The sequence below is a fragment of the Pseudomonas sp. NPDC089743 genome, assembly GCF_044748785.1.
GTDB lineage: Bacteria > Pseudomonadota > Gammaproteobacteria > Pseudomonadales > Pseudomonadaceae > Aquipseudomonas > Aquipseudomonas putida_X.
The window spans coordinates 133,301-150,700 of sequence record NZ_JBIVGS010000007.1; the positions used below are offsets into that span (position 1 = coordinate 133,301).

15 protein-coding genes are annotated in these 17,400 nt (G+C 59.7%); 5 read left to right on the plus strand and 10 right to left on the minus strand.

Annotation, left to right across the window (positions count from 1 at the left end; translation table 11 throughout):
* The first annotated feature begins 143 nt into the window (after window positions 1-143).
* The gene (locus tag ACIPZC_RS14855; protein WP_400627712.1) at window positions 144-437 is read left to right on the plus strand and encodes an antibiotic biosynthesis monooxygenase family protein; all 294 of its coding nucleotides are present in this window, start codon (window positions 144-146) and stop codon (window positions 435-437) included.
* A gap of 57 nt (window positions 438-494) precedes the next feature.
* The gene (locus tag ACIPZC_RS14860) at window positions 495-728 is read left to right on the plus strand and encodes a hypothetical protein (protein WP_349976197.1); all 234 of its coding nucleotides are present in this window, start codon (window positions 495-497) and stop codon (window positions 726-728) included.
* On the opposite strand, the gene ACIPZC_RS14865 is transcribed toward ACIPZC_RS14860, so the two are convergent.
* The 6 genes from ACIPZC_RS14865 to bglX all read right to left on the minus strand — a co-directional run bounded on the left by ACIPZC_RS14865 (window position 729) and on the right by bglX (window position 9,260).
* Entirely contained in the window at window positions 729-1,334 is a 606-nt protein-coding gene (locus tag ACIPZC_RS14865) for a flavin reductase family protein (RefSeq protein ID WP_400627715.1), read from the minus strand.
* Window positions 1,335-1,450: 116 nt separating this feature from the next.
* Complete coding sequence (locus ACIPZC_RS14870; RefSeq protein ID WP_349976199.1) at window positions 1,451-1,816, minus strand: heme utilization protein; 366 nt, start codon at window positions 1,814-1,816, stop codon at window positions 1,451-1,453.
* Window positions 1,817-2,204: 388 nt separating this feature from the next.
* Entirely contained in the window at window positions 2,205-3,524 is a 1,320-nt protein-coding gene (locus ACIPZC_RS14875; RefSeq protein WP_241804801.1) for an MFS transporter, read from the minus strand.
* Window positions 3,525-3,800: 276 nt separating this feature from the next.
* Window positions 3,801-5,135 carry a sigma-54-dependent transcriptional regulator gene (locus ACIPZC_RS14880; RefSeq protein ID WP_400627718.1) on the minus strand — a complete coding sequence of 445 codons (1,335 nt, stop codon included), beginning with the start codon at window positions 5,133-5,135 and terminating at the stop codon, window positions 3,801-3,803.
* Window positions 5,129-6,886: an ATP-binding protein gene (locus ACIPZC_RS14885; RefSeq protein WP_400627720.1), complete on the minus strand. Its 1,758-nt coding sequence runs from the start codon at window positions 6,884-6,886 to the stop codon at window positions 5,129-5,131. The genes ACIPZC_RS14880 and ACIPZC_RS14885 overlap by 7 nt, the downstream gene beginning before the upstream one ends.
* Before the next feature lie 82 nt (window positions 6,887-6,968).
* The gene (bglX, locus tag ACIPZC_RS14890; RefSeq protein ID WP_400627722.1) at window positions 6,969-9,260 is read right to left on the minus strand and encodes a beta-glucosidase BglX; all 2,292 of its coding nucleotides are present in this window, start codon (window positions 9,258-9,260) and stop codon (window positions 6,969-6,971) included.
* Window positions 9,261-9,446: 186 nt separating this feature from the next.
* Here bglX and ACIPZC_RS14895 point away from each other — a divergent pair, with 186 nt between their 5' ends.
* Window positions 9,447-10,064 (plus strand): TPM domain-containing protein, encoded by a 618-nt coding sequence (locus ACIPZC_RS14895; RefSeq protein WP_400627724.1) that lies wholly within the window; start codon window positions 9,447-9,449, stop codon window positions 10,062-10,064.
* Window positions 10,065-10,163: 99 nt separating this feature from the next.
* Window positions 10,164-11,378, plus strand: coding sequence for a class I SAM-dependent methyltransferase (locus ACIPZC_RS14900; RefSeq protein ID WP_400627726.1), 1,215 nt, complete (start codon window positions 10,164-10,166; stop codon window positions 11,376-11,378).
* 79 nt (window positions 11,379-11,457) lie between these two features.
* Here ACIPZC_RS14900 and ACIPZC_RS14905 read toward each other — a convergent pair whose 3' ends face one another.
* The 4 genes from ACIPZC_RS14905 to ACIPZC_RS14920 form a co-directional block, all read right to left on the minus strand.
* Window positions 11,458-12,369: an EamA family transporter gene (locus ACIPZC_RS14905; protein ID WP_400627728.1), complete on the minus strand. Its 912-nt coding sequence runs from the start codon at window positions 12,367-12,369 to the stop codon at window positions 11,458-11,460.
* Window positions 12,366-13,097, minus strand: a complete 732-nt coding sequence (locus ACIPZC_RS14910) for a hypothetical protein (protein ID WP_241804808.1) — start codon at window positions 13,095-13,097, stop codon at window positions 12,366-12,368. The genes ACIPZC_RS14905 and ACIPZC_RS14910 overlap by 4 nt, the downstream gene beginning before the upstream one ends.
* 15 nt (window positions 13,098-13,112) lie before the next feature.
* Window positions 13,113-14,510 (minus strand): saccharopine dehydrogenase C-terminal domain-containing protein, encoded by a 1,398-nt coding sequence (locus ACIPZC_RS14915; RefSeq protein WP_400627730.1) that lies wholly within the window; start codon window positions 14,508-14,510, stop codon window positions 13,113-13,115.
* Between the two features lie 649 nt (window positions 14,511-15,159).
* Window positions 15,160-16,170: a DUF4917 family protein gene (locus tag ACIPZC_RS14920; RefSeq protein WP_400627732.1), complete on the minus strand. Its 1,011-nt coding sequence runs from the start codon at window positions 16,168-16,170 to the stop codon at window positions 15,160-15,162.
* Between the two features lie 113 nt (window positions 16,171-16,283).
* On the opposite strand from ACIPZC_RS14920, the gene ACIPZC_RS14925 reads away from it, so the two are divergent.
* Complete coding sequence (locus ACIPZC_RS14925) at window positions 16,284-17,351, plus strand: glycerophosphodiester phosphodiesterase (protein ID WP_400627734.1); 1,068 nt, start codon at window positions 16,284-16,286, stop codon at window positions 17,349-17,351.
* Window positions 17,352-17,400 lie beyond the last annotated feature (49 nt).

Here is a 17,400-nt window from a genome sequence, read left to right on the forward strand (position 1 = left end):
AAAGCTGCACGTCGATTGCCTGATCCTGCCGCGCGGCAGGATCAGGCAATCGACGTGCAGTAATGGCCTAACGCGCCGCGCGAGGGCGCCACTAACCTTGGCAGCCTGGTTTTCCCGTCCATCTGCTCCAAGGAGATCGTGCAATGGCCCTTCTACAATCGGTCACCCATTTGGCTTTCATCCGTGCCAGCAGTGGTCGCTCGGCAGAGCTCGGCGTGCGTTTGCGGGACCTGCTCGAACCCTCGCTGAGCGCGCCTGGCTGCCTGAGCTTTACTGTACAGCGCTCGCAGGCCGATGCCGATCTTTGGCTGCTCAGCGGGAGCTGGCGTGACCAGCAGGCGATGACAGGTTATTTCGAGTCGCCAGCCCTGCAGGTGTTCGGCGAGCTGGTGCAAGCCCAGGTGGTCAGCAGCCTGGATCTGCATACCTTTGGTTGAATGCCACGCCGCGCGGGGTAGAATCCCGCCCCTCGATCAACGACGCGGATTGCAACAATGGCACGTAAAGAATTCCCGCATTTCGAAGCGGTTTCGGCGATGGTCCCGGTGGAGGGCGGCGGTTACCACGCTGCGATCGCGGTCAAGGCCTTGGGCATGGGGGGAGCGCCGCGTTTCCACAAGGTGCTCGATGGCCAGGTGTTCAAGAGCGCCATGGCGGCCGACGAGGCCGCCTGCGCTGAGCTTGATCGCCTCAAGGGCGTGGGTGAAGAAGGCGAATTGCTCTGGTGATCACACCTGTGGCCTTCTCATCTTGAACAGGTTGCCCAGTTCGAAGTAGTCCGCCGGGCCACCGCCTCGCAAGATCGGCTCGGCGGCCGCGGTATCGTAGATACCCTCCTTGAGCAGGTGCTCAGCGATGTGCACCGCCACCACTTCGCCCAGTATCAGCCAGCTCGGCACCGGCTCCTGGTCGGCCCTTGTGAGCTGGACGATCTGGCTCACCTTGCATTCGAAGGCCACCGGGGTTTCGCCCACGCGGGGCACCTTCACCAGGCTCGACGGGGTTGCGGTCAACCCGCTCAAGTCGAATTCGTTGACCTCTGCCGGTACGGCTGCGCAGCTCTGGTTCATGGCTTCGGCCAGCGGGCGGGTGGCCAGGTTCCAGACGAACTCGCCGGTCTGCTCGATATTGTTCAGGCTGTCTTTGCGCCCGACGCTGCAGAAACCGATGATTGGCGGGATGTAGTTGAAGGCATTGAAGAAACTGTAGGGCGCGAGGTTCAAGCGGCCTTCGCGGTCCTGGGAGGAGATCCAGCCGATCGGACGTGGGCCGACGATGGCATTGAACGGGTCGTGGGGCAGGCCGTGGCCTTTGGCGGGTTCGTAGTAGTACATCTGTGGGGCTTGGGGCCCTACCTCCAGAGGGGACGAGGCGCCTAGTGTGCCAAGCTTGTGCCCGCCTGGAAATGATCAAGCCCGACCGAGGCCGGGCTGGTGGCACGCATCAGGGATCAGCTGATGCGGTGGGCGTTGGTGCGATCGAAGCCGTCTTCGGCGAAGCGTTGTGCGCCAGTGCGGTCGAAGCCGTCTTCGGCGAAGCGTTGTGCGCCAGTGCGGTCGAAGCCGTCTTCGGCAAAGCGTTGTGCGCCAGTGCGATCGAAGCCGTCTTCGGCGAAGCGCTGTGCGCCAGTGCGGTCGAAGCCGTCTTCGGCGAAGCGCTGTGCACCGGTACGGTCGAAACCGTCTTCAGCGTAAGTGGCCGCTTGGCTGTGGGCCGCTGCGAAGCTGTGGCTGTTGGTGCGATCGAATCCATCTTCGGCAAAGGCGCCAGTGGCGAAAACCGAGAAGGCCAGGGTAAGGATCAGTTTGTTTTTCATGGTCGTTGCTCCGTTGGGTTCGAAAGGTGTTTCGTTTCTATGGGTTCAATGCTACGCCGATTAATTTGATTAAAAAGCGCAAAAATCCGCGCTAACAGATCGAATTAGTAGATGTTTTGGGGCCCGCCAATGGCGAACATCGCACTTGGTGAAGCCACCGGAACGCCGGTGAGGCAGTTCGCGTGCAATGGCCTTATCAGCGTATGCAGGATGGCGCAGCGGAATTAATGCGGAGTTAAGGCGGGTATTGGGTTGGCTGAAGGGCCGGTGTCACGGGCGGCAGAACACTCGAACCCTGCACTCAGCGGCATCACAAATGCGTTTTTGCACAATGAAAAAAGGGGCGCCCAGTTACTTGGGCGCCCCTTTTCAAACCGCAGGATCACGGTCAGTCAGTCGTAATCCGCGAATGCTGCTTGGTGTCCTTCATGGTTGCGTACACCAACAACGAACAAGCGATGCACGCTGTGACGTACCAGTAGAAACCGCTCTCCATCCCGGCGCTCTTGAACCACAGGGCTACGTATTCTGCGGTGCCGCCGAAGATCGAGACGGTCAGGGCGTAAGGCAGACCGACGCCCAGCGCGCGAATCTCGGTCGGGAACAGTTCCGCCTTGACCACGGCGTTGATCGAGGTGTAACCGCTGACGATGATCAACGCGGCCATGATCAGGAAGAACGCACCCCACCAGGTCTGGATGGTGTGCAGGGTGCTGAGGATCGGCACGGTGAACAGGGTGCCCAGCACGCCAAAGGCAATCAGGATCGGGCGACGGCCGATCTTGTCGGACAGGCCGCCAATGATTGGCTGGAGGCACATGAACAGGAACAGCGTGGCCGCCGAGATGGTGGTCGAATCACTGATGCTCATGCCGACGGTGTTGACCAGGTATTTCTGCATGTAGGTGGTGTAGGTATAGAAGGCCAAGGTGCCGCCCATGGTCAGGCCGACCACGGTCATCAGTTCCTTGGGGTGGCGCATCAGGGTGCGCATCAGGCTTTCCTTGGCCTTTTCCTTCTTGGTGAACGAGGCGGTTTCTTCCATGCCACGGCGCAGATACAGCGCGACCACCGCGCACAGTGCGCCAATCACGAACGGCACGCGCCAGCCCCAGGCATACAGTTGCTCGGTGGTCAGCGTCTGCTGCAGAACGATCAGTACCGCCAGGGCGATGAGCTGGCCGGAGATCAGGGTGACGTACTGGAAGCTGGAGAAGAAACCACGGCGGTCCTTGCTGGCCATTTCGCTGAGGTAGGTAGCCGAGGTGCCGTATTCACCACCTACCGACAGGCCCTGCAGCAGGCGGGCGATGACCAGCAGGACGGGGGCGGCGACGCCGATGGTTTCGTAACCCGGGGTCAGGGCGATAACCAGGGAGCCGGCGCACATCAGCAGCACAGACGCCATCAACGCAGCCTTGCGCCCCTTGCGGTCGGCGTAAAGGCCCATCAGCCAGCCACCGATCGGGCGCATGAGGAAGCCCACGGCGAAAATCGCGGCAGTGTTGAGCAGTTGTGCGGTGGAGTCGCCGGCCGGGAAGAAGGCCTTGGCGAAATACAGCGAGAATGCTGCGTAGACGTACCAGTCGTACCATTCGACCATGTTGCCGATGGAGCCGCTGAAGATCGACTTGAGGCGGCTGGCGGTGGTTCTTTCTGCGGCGGGCGCGACAGCTGCCCCGGTTGGCAGGGAGGTGGCGTTATCCATCAGGGATACCTTCTCGTTGTTTTTGTGGAGCGCGCCGAAGCGCAGCTTGCCAGCAAGATTGCAGAAGGTGTGCCAAACGGGTGCGTGGTGATTCATTTGAGGGCGCGTCGCGCCGTTGGTGGGCGTGCCGGGGCCACGGGAGGCGCGCTGCTGCTGGCCCGTCGCGGTTGCATCGGCGCGAGCTCGCAGGTGAGGAACTGCAGGGCAGGCCTATGAAAATAGGTAGCAGTAAGCGGATTTTTGCTTATTGAGGTAAGTCTATAGGCGGATTTCCGCTCATTCCCTTGCGATGAAATCCTCGCGTACCAGCCCATGGCGCTGCATTTTTTCGTTGAGGGTGCGCCTGGGCAGTTGCAGGTCGTGCATCACCCCTTTGATTTCGCCCTTGTGCAAGCGCAGTGCCGCGCGCAGGCATTGCGCCTCGAACGCTTCCATCTGCGCTGCCAGGGAAGGGCCTGCAGGCAAGCTGTCCAGCCTCGGCGAACCCAAACCCAGGGCGTGGCGTTCGGCGGCATTGGCCAGTTCCCGCACGTTGCCCGGCCAGTCATGGGACAGCAGCTGCGCCAGTTGCGTACCCGACAGCGGCGGGGCTGAGCGGCCGAGTTTCTGCGCTGCGGCATGGGCGAAATGTTCGAACAACAGCGGGATGTCCTCGCGCCGCTCGCGCAACGGCGCCAGGCGCAGCTCGGCGACATTCAGGCGGTAGGCCAGGTCTTCGCGAAAACGCCCGGCCCGCGCTTCTTCAAGCAAGTCAGGCTTGGTTGCAGCGATGATTCGCAGGTCCACACTGATGCTCTGATTGGCCCCCAGCCTTTCCAGCTTCTGCTCCTGGATCACCCGCAGCAGTTTGGCTTGCTGGGCCAGTGGCATGCTTTCTATTTCATCGAGAAAGACCGTGCCGCCGTTGGCATATTCGAGCTTGCCGATGCGCTTGCCCTGGGCGCCGGTAAAGGCACCGCTTTCGTGGCCGAACAGCTCGGCTTCGAACAGCGACTCAGGAATGGCTGCGCAGTTGAGTGCCACGAAGGGTTTGCCGGCACGCGGGCCGAAGTCGTGCAGGCAGCGCGCCACGCGCTCCTTGCCACTGCCGGTTTCGCCGCGGATGAGCACATTGACCGGCAGGCTGGCCAGGTCCAGCACCTGCCGACGCAATTGTTGCAGGCCTTGGGACATACCCAGAAGCGTGGATTCCAGGCGCGACTTGAGGTCTGCCTGCTCATGCAGGCGGCGGTTCTCCAGCACCAGCTGGCGCTTCTCCAGCGCGCGGCGCAGGCTACCGAGCAGGTGCTGTGGGGTGAAAGGTTTTTCCAGGAAGTCATAGGCACCGTTGCGCATGGCTTCCACCGCCATCGGCACATCGCCATGCCCGGTCAGCAGGATGATCGGCAGGTCCGGGTCATCGGCCTGCACGCGCTCGAGCAGCTGCAAGCCACCCATGCCCGGCATGCGCACGTCACTGATCACGACCCCTGGAAAATGACGGGGCAACTGAGCCAGGCAGTCCTCGGCGCGGGCGAACAATTGCACGTTGAAACCTGACAGGTTCAACCATTGCTCGACGGCGCTTCGAATGCTGGCTTCATCATCGACGACGATCACTGAATTCAACATACAGGCTCCAGGTCACGGGGCAGAGTTAGGCTCAGGCGCGCACCGCCTGGCAGGTTTTCGGCCTGCAGCTGGCCGCCGGCCTCATGGATGATGCCATAGGAAATCGCCAGGCCCAGGCCGAGCCCTTCACCCACGGGTTTGGTGGTGAAGAAGGGGTCGAACACTTTGGCCAGGTCGGGCTCGGCAATCCCGCCGCCGGAGTCGAGCACGCTCAGGCGCCATTGATCGTGCTCGGGCTCGATGCGGATTTCCAGGCGTTTGTAACGTTTGTCGGCCATGGCGTCGAGGGCGTTGCGCAGCAGGTTTATCAGCACCTGCTCCAGGCGGATCGCATCACCGCGCACCCATGCCGGGCGGGCCAGGTAGAGCGCCACTTCGACCTCGTCGTTACGGATGCGTGTGTCCAGCAGGTGCAAGGCCTGATCGACGACGGTCGCCAGGTCCAGCCGCTCGCGCAGGCCGACCGGGCTGTTACGGGCGAAGGTTTTCAGGTGGCTGGTCAGCGCGGCCATGCGCGTGAGCATCTGCTCCAGCGGCTCCAGCGCCTGGCGTGCCTCTTCGTAACGGCCGTGATCGAGCAGCAGGCGCAGGGTTTCCAGTTGCATGCGCTGGGTTGTCAGTGGCTGGTTGATCTCGTGGGCCATGGCGGCTGACATCTGCCCCAGTGCGGCCAGCTTGGCCGACTGCACCAGGCCCTCCTGGGCGGTACGCAGCTCGCGGGTGCGCTCTTCCACCTGGCGCTTGAGCTCTTCGCGGCTGCGCCGGCGCAAGCGGGCCAGGCGCAGCCGCTGGCTGACCAACAGTGCGGCGAACACCAGGCTCAGCCACGCGGCGGCCGCGCCCAGGGCTGCGTTACGGCCATCAGCGGCCAGTTGTGGTTTGCGCAACAGGTGCAAGGTCCAGTCTTCACTTTCCAGCGGCAGGCTTTCCCACAGGTACTCGGCCGGCCCATCAGGCCCCTGCACGCGGCTGAGGGTGCTGTTGCTGGCGAAGCGGGTCAGCACCTGATGCTGCAGCGGTATCAGCGGCTGCTTGTCGTACTGGCGGGTCTCGGCCAGTTCTGCGCGATCGGGGCCGCTGAGCGGTTGCAGTTCGCGGTAGCGCCAGCCGTCCTGGTTGGCGATGAAGGTGATACCGCGGGCGTCGCTGACCAGCAGGATGTCGTTGCCCTGGCGCCACTCGCGTTCAAGTTCGGGAAATTCCAGCTTGACCACCATGGCCCCGAGAAAGCGCCCTTGTTCATCGGTGACTGCACTGGACAGGAAATACCCCGGCACGCCGCTGGTCACGCCCACGGCATAGAAGCGGCCGCTGCCCTGGCTGAGAGTTTGCTTGAAATACGGGCGAAAGCCGTAGTTGGAGCCTACGTAGGTGGTGGGCAGCCGCCAGTTGCTGGCCGCCACGGCAAGCCCGGTGCTGTCGAGCAGCTCCAGGGTGGAGGAATTGGCGGCACCATTGATGCGTTCGAGCTTGCGGTTGAGTGCGTTCTGCACCGGCTCGCTGATCGGGCCGCGCAGTGCCTGGATCAGTTCAGGGTCCAGCGCCAGCACCGCAGGCAGGGCGCGATAGCGTTCGATCAAGGTATGCAGCGAGGTGGCGTACAGCCCCAACTGTTGGCTGGCGCGGCGGGCATCCTCCTCCATGGCTTGGCGCTTGGCCTGTTGCATGGCCCAGCCGGCACTGAGCGCAGTGCCGGCCAGGATCAGCAGGGTGATCAGCCCCAAACGCAGGGCGCGAAAGGAAAATGGCATGGGGCAGGTCCGGATGATGGGGTTGTCCGTACCGTCCTGTCGCCGTCAAGCCAGCGAGAGGACGGTAAGGCTTGCAGGGCCGTTACAGCAGGTTGAAGCCCTTTTGTTGCACCGCCTCTGAGTCCAGGCCGACCTGGACATTGAACGCGCCAGGCTCAGCGACCCGCTGCAGCTGCCCATTGAAGAACTTCAGGTCTTCTTCGCTGATACGGAAGGCCAAGGTCCGCGACTCTCCGGCCTTGAGCATCACTTTCTGGAAGTTCTTGAGCTCTTTGACCGGACGGCTCATGGAGGCCGCGACGTCCTGCAGGTACAACTGGACCACGGTCTCACCATCGACGTTGCCGGTGTTCTTCACCGTCACCTTGGCCTCCAGCGTGTCGCCGCGCTTGAGGTCCTCGTGCGACAGGTTCAGCCCCGACAGTTCGAAAGTGCTGTAGCTCAAGCCGTAACCGAATGGATACAGCGGGCCGTTTGGCTCTTCGAAGTACTGTGAGGTGTAGTTGCCCGGCTTGCCTGGGGTGAACGGGCGGCCAATGCGCGTGTGGTTGTAATACATCGGGATCTGCCCGACCGAACGCGGGAAGGTAATGGCCAGCTTGCCCGACGGGTTGTAGTCACCGAACAGCACGTCGGCGATGGCATTGCCGCCCTCGGTGCCAGCGAACCAGGTTTCCAGGATGGCATCGGCCTGTTCGCGTTCCCAGGCGATCGACAGCGGCCGGCCGTTCATCAGCACCAGCACCAGCGGCTTGCCGGTGGCTTTCAGGGCCTTGATCAGCTCGCGCTGGCTGGCCGGGATCTCCAGGGTGGTGCGGCTGGACGACTCGTGGGACATGCCGCGGGACTCGCCCACCACCGCCACCACCACATCGGATTGTTTCGCTGCCTTGACCGCTTCATCGATCAGCACTGCGGCCGGGCGCGGATCGTCAACGATTTCCGGAGCATCGAAGTTGAGGAAGTTGAGGTAATCGACGATCGCCTTGTCGCCGGTAACGTTGGAGCCTTTGGCGTAGACCAGCTTGGCCTTGCCCTCGACGGCGCGACGCAGGCCTTCGCGCACGGTGACCGAGTGCATCGGCTTACCGTCGGCAGCCCAGCTGCCCATCATGTCGATCGGCGCATCGGCCAGCGGGCCGACCAGGGCAATGGTGCCGGTTTTTTTCAGCGGCAGGGTCTGCTTGCGGTTTTCCAGCAGCACCAGGCTGCGGCGCGCCACGTCGCGGGCGGCCTCACGGTGCAGCCGGTCCTCGCCGTAGTAATCCTTCAGGTCGGTTTCGGCTTTGCCGATACGCACGTACGGGTCCTTGAACAGGCCCATTTCATACTTGGCGCCCAGTACTTCGCGCACGGCCTGGTCCAGTTCGGCCTGGGTCACCTCGCCTGACTTGAGCAGCCCTGGCAGCTCTTCGCCGTACAGGGTGTCGTTCATGCTCATGTCGATGCCGGCCTTGATCGCCAGTTTGGCCGCTTCGCGACCATCATGGGCAACGCCATGGCGGATCAGCTCCTGGATGGCGCCATGGTCACTGATGGTCACGCCCTTGAAGCCCCACTCCTTGCGCAGCAGGTCGTTCATCAGCCAGGTATTGGAGGTGGCCGGTACGCCGTTGATCGAGTTCAGCGCTACCATCACCCCGCCGGCACCAGCGTCGAGCGCGGCGCGGTAGGGCGGCAGGTAGTCGTTGTACATCTTGGGCAGGCTCATATCGACCGTGTTGTAGTCGCGCCCGCCTTCCACCGCGCCATACAGGGCGAAGTGCTTGACGATGGCCATGATGCTGTCGGCGTTGGCCGGGCTGCTGCCCTGGAACGAGCGGACCATCGCCTGGCCGATCCGCGAGGTCAGGTAGGTGTCTTCACCGAAGCCCTCGCTGGTGCGGCCCCAGCGAGGGTCGCGGGCGATGTCGACCATGGGCGCAAAAGTCATGTCCAGGGCGTCGGCGGCGGCTTCGATGGCCGAAGTGCGGCCGACCTTGGCGATGGCGTCCATGTCCCAGGTGGCAGCCAGCCCCAGGCCGATCGGGAAAATGGTGCGCTCGCCGTGGATGGTGTCGTAGGCGAAGAACATCGGAATCTTCAGGCGGCTGCGCATGGCGGCGTCCTGCATGGGCCGGTTCTCGGGGGCGGTGCGCGAGTTGAAGGTACCGCCGATACGGCCTGCGGCGATTTCCTCACGGATCTTTTCCCGTGGCATCTCCGGGCCGATGCTGATCAGGCGCAACTGGCCGATCTTTTCAGCCTCGGTCATCTGGCTGATCAGATGCTCGATGAATGCCTGCTTGTCCTGCAGGGGCGGGGCGGTGGGGGCGGCAAGGGCCGCCTGACTGGCAAGGCCCAAGGCCAGGCCCAGCAAAGACAGTTTCATCATGAATCCCGTTGTCGAGGCCTGTGCCGTATCCACAGTGATACGCGCGCGGCAGAAGTTTTCAGGCGGCTATTGTTGTACGATTTACCGGCATTAATTCCAGCGGCGGATTATGCCTGATTATGTCGCTCGCTGAGGATCGCCCGCGTGCCGGGACAACAACTATAAAAACGATCAGAGACCGAAGGCATGACCCCCCTCGACGAATACCAGCAGCGCCAGATCGCTGAGGCCATAGCGCGCGTGGAACGGCGCACCGATGCCGAGCTGGTGACCGTGCTGGCCCGACGCGCCGATGATTACCCCTATCTTCCACTGTTTTGGGCCGCCGTGCTGGCGCTGGCGGGGCCTGGCCTGCTGCAGCTGGTGCTGGGCTGGCCGGTTGGGCACGCGCTGCTGGTGGCCAACCTGCTGCTGTTCATTGGCCTGTGCGCGCTGCTGCGCATCCCACGCCTGAACGCCTGGTTGGTGCCCCCTGCGCTGCGCCGCTGGCGGGCATCGCGCCTGGCCCGGCAACAGTTTCGCGAGCAGAGACTGCATTGCACGGCCAAGGGGGCTGGGGGGCTGATCTTCGTGGCCGAAGCTGAGCTGCATGTGGAGATTCTGGTCGATCAAGGTATCGATCGGCACCTCGATGCCCGTGCGCGTGCGGTGATCGGCGCCCGCTTTGCCGAGCAGGTGCGCCAGGGCCACACCCTTCTGGGCTTCATCGAGTGCATCGAGGCTTGCGGTGAGCGGCTGTGCGAGCACGTGCCACGCACCCACGCAGGCAACGAGCTGCCGAACCGCCTGGTGATTCTGGAGTGAACCACGCCCATCGCGAAAACCTTCGCCTGAGCCGGGCATCAACGTAGAATGCGCGGCATTGTGCAACGCACTCACCGCTATCCGAGGCACCTGTTTTCCATGTCCGCCAGTACTTCCGCTTCCATCGCGCCGGATGCGCGCGCCCAGTTTCTCGACCTGCTGAGTGCTGCCTTGCACGGCAACACCCTGGTCAAGCTGGTGCTGGCGCGCCATGTCGGCGCCGACCCGACCCTGCAGCGGATCATCGCCAAGCCGGTGCAGGTCAAAGGGCAGGCCAACCTGTCGCTGGTCTACCGCCATCAAACGCGCGACATCACCCGTAACGTGCCGCTGGAGCAGGCCCAGGCATTGATTGCCGGGCTGCTGCCGGAAAGCTTTCGCAATGCCCACTTGTTCGACGCCGAGGGCGAAGTGCAACTGACCTTCAGCAAAAAGGGCAAGCCGATGCTCCAGCGCCACGGTGCGCAGGCGCCGCGCGACGCTGCTGCCAGCACGGGCCACGACCGCGAGAAGAAGCGTTACCTGGAACTGTCGCGCCCCTTCCTGCGTGATCTGGGCGTGACCGACGCACAGGGAGCGCTGATCCCGTCCATGTCGCGCAAGTGGAAGCAGATCAACAAGTTCGTTGAAGTGTTCGATCACGCCCTGGCCAATGCGCCGGTGCCGGCTGAGCAGGTGCTGCGGGTGGCCGACTTCGGCTCAGGCAAGGGCTACCTGACCTTCGCCATGCACGACTACCTGACCAACAGCCTGGGCCGCACGGCGCAGGTGACCGGGGTGGAGCTGCGTCCGGACATGGTCGATTTGTGCAATGCAGCCGCTTCGCGTCTGGAACATCCGGGCCTTGAGTTTCAGTGCGGCGATGTGCGCAGCGTCGTACCCGAGGCCATCGAGGTGATGATCGCCCTGCATGCCTGCGACATTGCAACTGATTACGCGATCCACACCGGAATCCGTTGCAACGCCGCGATCATCATGTGCTCACCGTGCTGCCACAAGCAAATTCGCCCGCAACTGCAAAGCCCAGGCTTGCTGCAGCCGATGCTGCAATACGGGCTGCATCTGGGGCAACAGGCCGAGATGCTCACTGACAGCTTGCGCGCGCTGTATCTGGAAGCCTGTGGTTACGAGACCAAGGTGTTCGAGTTCATCTCGCTGGAGCACACCAACAAGAACAAGATGATTCTTGCCGTGAAACGCAAACAGCCCGCACCGGCGCAAGCGTTGCTGGAGAAGATTGCGCAACTGAAAGCGTTTTATGGCGTGCAGGAGCATTGCCTGGAGACGTTGTTGCGAGGGGATGGCTTGATTTAAACCCGTCACGGGGCTAGCGGCCGGTCGGACCGTGGAGTTACGCTAGCCCCGAAAACGATAAACCTGCGCAGCTCTGCCATCAGCGCGCAGTCAGTGAGATCACCGCGACGCCAGCCACGATTACGAGTATTGAAGCAATTTTTCGGAATAAGCTTGTCGGCGCGATATCTTCGGTTAGCGTATTCGGAAAATACCGTGTTGCTACGTAACCGAAGAGAAGAACAAACAGTGGATGTATGCTGACGACGACGGATACCAGTGCAGCTCCACCACCTGCAGACAATGCAGCCATGAAAAAAACATAGCCGCCTACATCCAAGGTATTGGTGGTGCCAAAAATGCAATATTCTTTGGTGGTTAGTCGCTTCAGGTCTTGAGTGATCAGCTTTCGGCAGAAGGGTACTAGCAAGAGCAGTACCCCGCCAAGTGCGTAGCCTGCAAAGTTGAAAAGCAGTACAGATTCCAGGCTTTTTGTTTTGAGTATTTCATCTGAGATGATGGTGGATGCCGCACCGAAAAAAGCGGACACCAAAATCATTGATAGGTGCCTCTTCTGACCTAATCCGCTCATTGTTTTACGTGAAATACAGAGCAGCAGAATACCCCCGGTTATCAGCACGAATCCACTTGCCTGCCCGTATGTGGGGATCGAATTGAATAGCAATGCTGAGGCGATGAGAACGAACAGCGGTTCCGATTGATGAATCGGGATTACGGCGGAGACGTCCATTTCCTCAAGTGAATAGCTATAGGCGAAATATTGCAAGAATATTGCCAGGCCGGACAGTAAGTTTATACTTGCGGTCCAAGGGTCTAGATCAGTTGGTCGAAGCAAAAAGTAAATGCCAATGGCGAAGAATATGTTGCCAATGCTCAGCAGAAAGGTGAATGAAATATAGTGCGATGTGATGTTATTGATCGCAAATTTGTCCACCATGTTAGAGAGACTCCACAGCAGTGGCGCCATCAGCGAAAAATATAACCAGCTCATGTTGGCCTGCCTAGAACTTCAAGAATCGTAGAGCGGCTATGGTTGAGTAATGCCGTCGAAAAATCATCGGTGTCATGGTCGAAAATGAAGGTATTCTGGTACAGAAACGCTTGAGAACTCTCGTAGGAAACGATGTTGTCTAATAAGTCAGGAGCTTCTTCAAATCTGGAGGAGTGATTTAGTTTTAAAAGTTTTATAGCGTTTCCATAATGTGCAGCCTCATCCCGGGCGGCATTTCTAATCCAAGTTGACAGGCAGTCGGGGCCGAGGCTATCAAAGAGGTTGAAGTCTTGTTTGTACGCCCGTGTACTTGTGATTTCATCGAATGCGATAGAAAGCAATACTGTGAATTCATCGGCGAGAAATGGCGCGATTGACCTAAAGTCTGGTTCCCTTGATCTGATTCTCTCATCGATGGATGCCTCACTTTGTCCGTAGAGAACGCTGTTGATTTTGCGGAGGCCTCGATAATGATTTTGCTCGTCCAAGTGCCAAAGGCAGACAAACTCCAGAAACTCATCGCTCAGGTCAAGATCATTCCGGCTTAAGAGGTAGGTGAGGAAATGTTTTGAGTCAAACTCAGAGCTCATGTCATGCCAGAAATTCTCCTCGCGGCTCTTGATTTTTTCTTTGCAACCAGTAATGGAGGTGGGAGACAGATCATTTAGTAACTCTACAGATGACCAGTCATAGGATTTGAGTCCAATAGCCGTTTTTTTGTAATTCATCGATGCATCCCTCATCTATTCAAGGAAGTTTGCAAACTGCCAGTCTTCGTCGACGCCGGCACCGGCACGCTCGTTTGGAAATAGTGCTTTAGATTTACTAAACGGTGTCCAGTCTGTGTAAGCGCCGACCATATCTCCTAAATAACGCTGAGCGACCTCCAGTACGAGTCTAAAATCAATTTCTTCCGCTTCCACAAGCCCCTGCTTAGGATTAGCAATTGCCCATTTAACGCCAGCCAGGACCCCAGCAGCCACTTGCAAGGTGGTGGCCGAACTCTGGGGGTTAAGACGCTGAGCAGTGGAGTTTTCGAGTACTGAGCCATACCAGTAAGCATTCTTTTCATGGCCCATGAGAAGCACGCCCAGATAATCTGAACCGTAAACGATTTCGTCTCCCCGAAGCACTCGTTTACGCGGTTGCGGCTGCCATAAATTGCCACTAAGTTCATGAATGGAAAGAATAGCGTCATTGCAGGGGTGATAGGCATAGTGGACTGTAGGTCGGTAGATGAGCCCACGGTCGTCTTTATAGGTCAGGTATTCTGACAGTGACAACGCCTCGTTATGGGTAATCAGTAATCCTAGGCAGGGGCCGTAGGCAGGTGTCCAGGTTTTTACGCGCACCGACGCGCCTGGGCGATTCAGATTAATTGACTTACTTTCAGATGTTGTATGGAAGTGACCGTCGTCGGGCAAATGTTGTTCGTGAGTTCCCCATCCCAGCTCTGAGGGCTGGCATCCCTCTCCGATAAAACCATCTACAGACCAAGTGTTTAAGAACTCCCCTGGGTTTTTGGATTTATCTGCTACCTGGGTGTCGTGTTCCGCAACGTGAATGGTCTTGATATTCAGTTGCCAAGCTAATCGCGCCCAGTCTTGGCGTGTAATCGGGCTCGCGTTACTGGATGGATGTAGGTCTTGGGAAATATTGAGCAGAGCCTGTTTGGCGAAATGAGACACCAACCCGGGATTCGCTCCATGAGCAATGATCGCGGTTGGCCCATTATGCAATGCGCGCTTTAATGCGAGCATGCTTTCTCGCAAAGAGTAATTTGTTCTGTTTGCAGGTGGAATGCTGGGATCGGTGTAGTGCCCCGCCCATGGCTCAATGCAGGTATCCAGATACATAGCATTATTTTCATGGCAGAGCGCGATCAGATCTAAGGATGAAACGTCGACTGATAGATTGATGAGAAATGTTTCGTCATCAAGTTCCTTCAGAACGGATCTGTAGTTGTATTTTGTTAGTTTTTGATGAGCCCAAGTGACGCGCAGCCCTTGTTCCTTTGTCTCTTTGTCGTTCACTGAAGGGGCGATGATTTTTAGCGATTTTATTTCGTCGCGTAATTCATTGATAAGGAGAGGGAGTACTGCGCTGGATACCGCTCCGTAGCCAATAATGATGAGTTTCATATGCTAAAGCCCTGATTGGTTTTATAGTGTGAGGCTGCACTCGGTGTGTCGGTAATGTCGTTTGTAGTGTTGCCTTTCAGCGCGCGCTTTCGATGTGCTGTTGTGGGCTAGGTATCGCACTTGAATTTAATGTATCTAGGCGATGCATGACGTGATTTTCAAGATGCTGTTGCCTGGTGTCGCATTTCATCGGGTAACGAAGTTTCGTAGTGTCAATACAATAGCTGTATTGCTAATAGGTCAAGGGTATTCTCGTGAATACCTGTTTTTTCAGATGTGTACTACAGATATGGCGCTGCGTTGCGTGGGATTTTTCTTATTAGTGGGTAGTTCGAGCTAGATATTTGAGATCTGGTGTGCACTTTCGAAAGTGCATGGTTGGTACGTGACTATCCAGGCATAGATACGCCACCCATGAGGGAAGTTGATTCATGCCTTCATGATGCCGGAATGGAGTTCGCATCAAGGGAGTACCTCCCTTGGCATCGCCAACGTGCTGGCCTGGTTGCAGACCAGCGGAAGTCATAGCATCGGCCAAGACATGCTGGCCTGACTCAGGATGCGATGGTCACGATGTGTTAAGCGCTCATGCACGCACGATCAAGGGCACACGGCTTTTGCTTATTGAGAGCGAACCCTGGAAGCGGTCTTAACGGCGCACCGTCGGCACTTCGATCGCCAATGCTGCAGCCCCCAGCGGATGCGTACCCGCATCGAAGAAACGCAGCGCTGTGCCCGCCAGATCACCAAACCGTTCCACAAAGTGCTGCTTCTGATTGATCACCGAAGCCTCGCTCAACGGCCGTATGGCAATCGCAACATGGCGCGGCCGCGCCTGGCGAATGGCGTCGAGCAGATGCTGGTCGCTGCTGTCGAGATGCTGCCCGAACAAGCATAGGCCCTCGCTTTCCTGGGCCAACTGGCCCAGGGACCAGCCCAGGTAGTCCGAGTTGCGGATGGCGCGCAGTTTTTCGTCGCTCCGGTCTTCGTTGACGAACAGCGGCACTTCCCCCGGGATGTTCACGGCAAAGCCGTCCAGCAGTTCGGCGCTTTCGGCGCTGCGCTGACGGGTGGTGCCGTCTGGCAGCTTGAGCAGGTGCAGGCCACCGTGCACATGGAGCACGCGCGTCCCTTCGCTGCGGGTGCGGCGTACGTCAAAGAAACCTTGCTCATCGAACAGCGTGGCGAAGCCCTCAGGTGCATGCTGCACTGCCCAAGGCAGGATCAGGTCATAGTTGCTGGTGTAGACACTACGGTAGCCGCGTAAGGCTTGGTTGATGGACGCCAGGGTCGTCACTGGCATCTTTGGCCATGGCAGGTGCACGGTGCGCACGGCGTGGATCAGCGCTTCCTTGATCGAGTAGTAGCGGTTCAGCGGTGCAGTAGAGTTGATCGCCAGCGCCGCATTGGCGCGCACGGTCTGGTTCAGTGTAGTGAGCACCGGTTCGAACAGTTCGGTGCCCAAGGACTTGAACAAGGCTTGGTCGCTGATCGCCAGCCCTTTCTTGCGGCCGGCGCGCTGGGCCTCTTCGAACAGCGAAAAGTAGCCGAATGGTTTCCACAGCACACGGCTGGCGCCATTGCCCAGTAGCAGGGCTTCGCAAGGGTGGCGGTGGGCGAGTTCCTGCCAGGTGGCGAGGTGGGCGTCTAGTGCGGGCATGATGGGTCCATTCGCTGGAGCGGGAAACGGGGGCGACTTTAGCATGTCATGCAATGTGTGCGAGGGTTGCGCTAGAGCCACGACCAGGTTCGCAGAACGAAAGAGGACTTCAGATGCGCAATTGTTTGATCGGGATGCTGGCCTTGGCAGCGCTGGGGCCGGCCTGCGTGGCATTGGCAACGGACGGCAAGGCCCTCGCCGCAGCCCATGGCATACCCTACCCGGCAGTGATCGCTCACCGCGGCGCCTCCTATGATGCACCGGAATCCACCAAGCCCGCTTACCTGTTGGCCCGTGAGTTGGGCGCCGACTATCTGGAACTGGACCTGCAGCGCACGCGCGACGGCGTGCTGGTTGTGGTCCACGACGATGAGCTGTCACGTACCAGCGATGTCGCCAAGCGTTTCCCCGAGCGCAAACACAGCCCAGTCAGTGCCTTTACCCTTGCCGAGCTCAAGTCCCTGGACGCCGGCAGCTGGTTCAACGAGGCCCATCCGGCACGTGCACGGGCGTCGTTCGCCAAACTGCCGATCCTCACCCTCGACGAAGTCATCGATATTGCCGAAGGCAACCCGCAGCGCCAGCCCGGGTTGTACATCGAGACCAAGGTGCCCAGCCAGTTTCCCGGTATTGAGCGCCAGCTCAAGGAGCGCTTGAAGGCCCGTGGCTGGCTCGACCGGCCTGGGCGCGTGGTAGTGCAGACATTCGACCGCAACAGCCTGGCGCTGCTGCACGAGACGATGCCGCAGGTACCGAAGATTCTGCTGCTGTGGGTGGGTACCAAGGCCATCGCACCGGCCTCGGGACACGATTTCGCGGGTTCAGGCGAAAGCGACAAGGCCGCTTTTTATGCCCGCCAACAACCCAAGAGCCGGGCTGAATTCCTGCGCTGGCTGGACTTGGCCAAGCAGGGCGGTGCAATTGGAACCGGGCCTTCTGCCAAGCGCGGCAAGCTGGGCGAACAGAGCTACGCCGATCTCATTGAGCCATGGATGAACCAGGCCAGCCATGAGCGTGGGCTGTTGGTGCACGTTTATACGCTCGACGAGGCGCAGGACTTCGACGCAGCCATGAAGGCGGGGGTGGACGGGATCTTCACCAACAGGGCGGGTGCGCTATTGCGCTTTTATGATCGCGCGGCTGAACGTGAGTCGGCTGTGCTGAAAAGGCTGGGGTACTGAGCGTTTGAAGGTGTCAAGCCGGCCGGCTTGCGGATGATCTTCGCCTCTA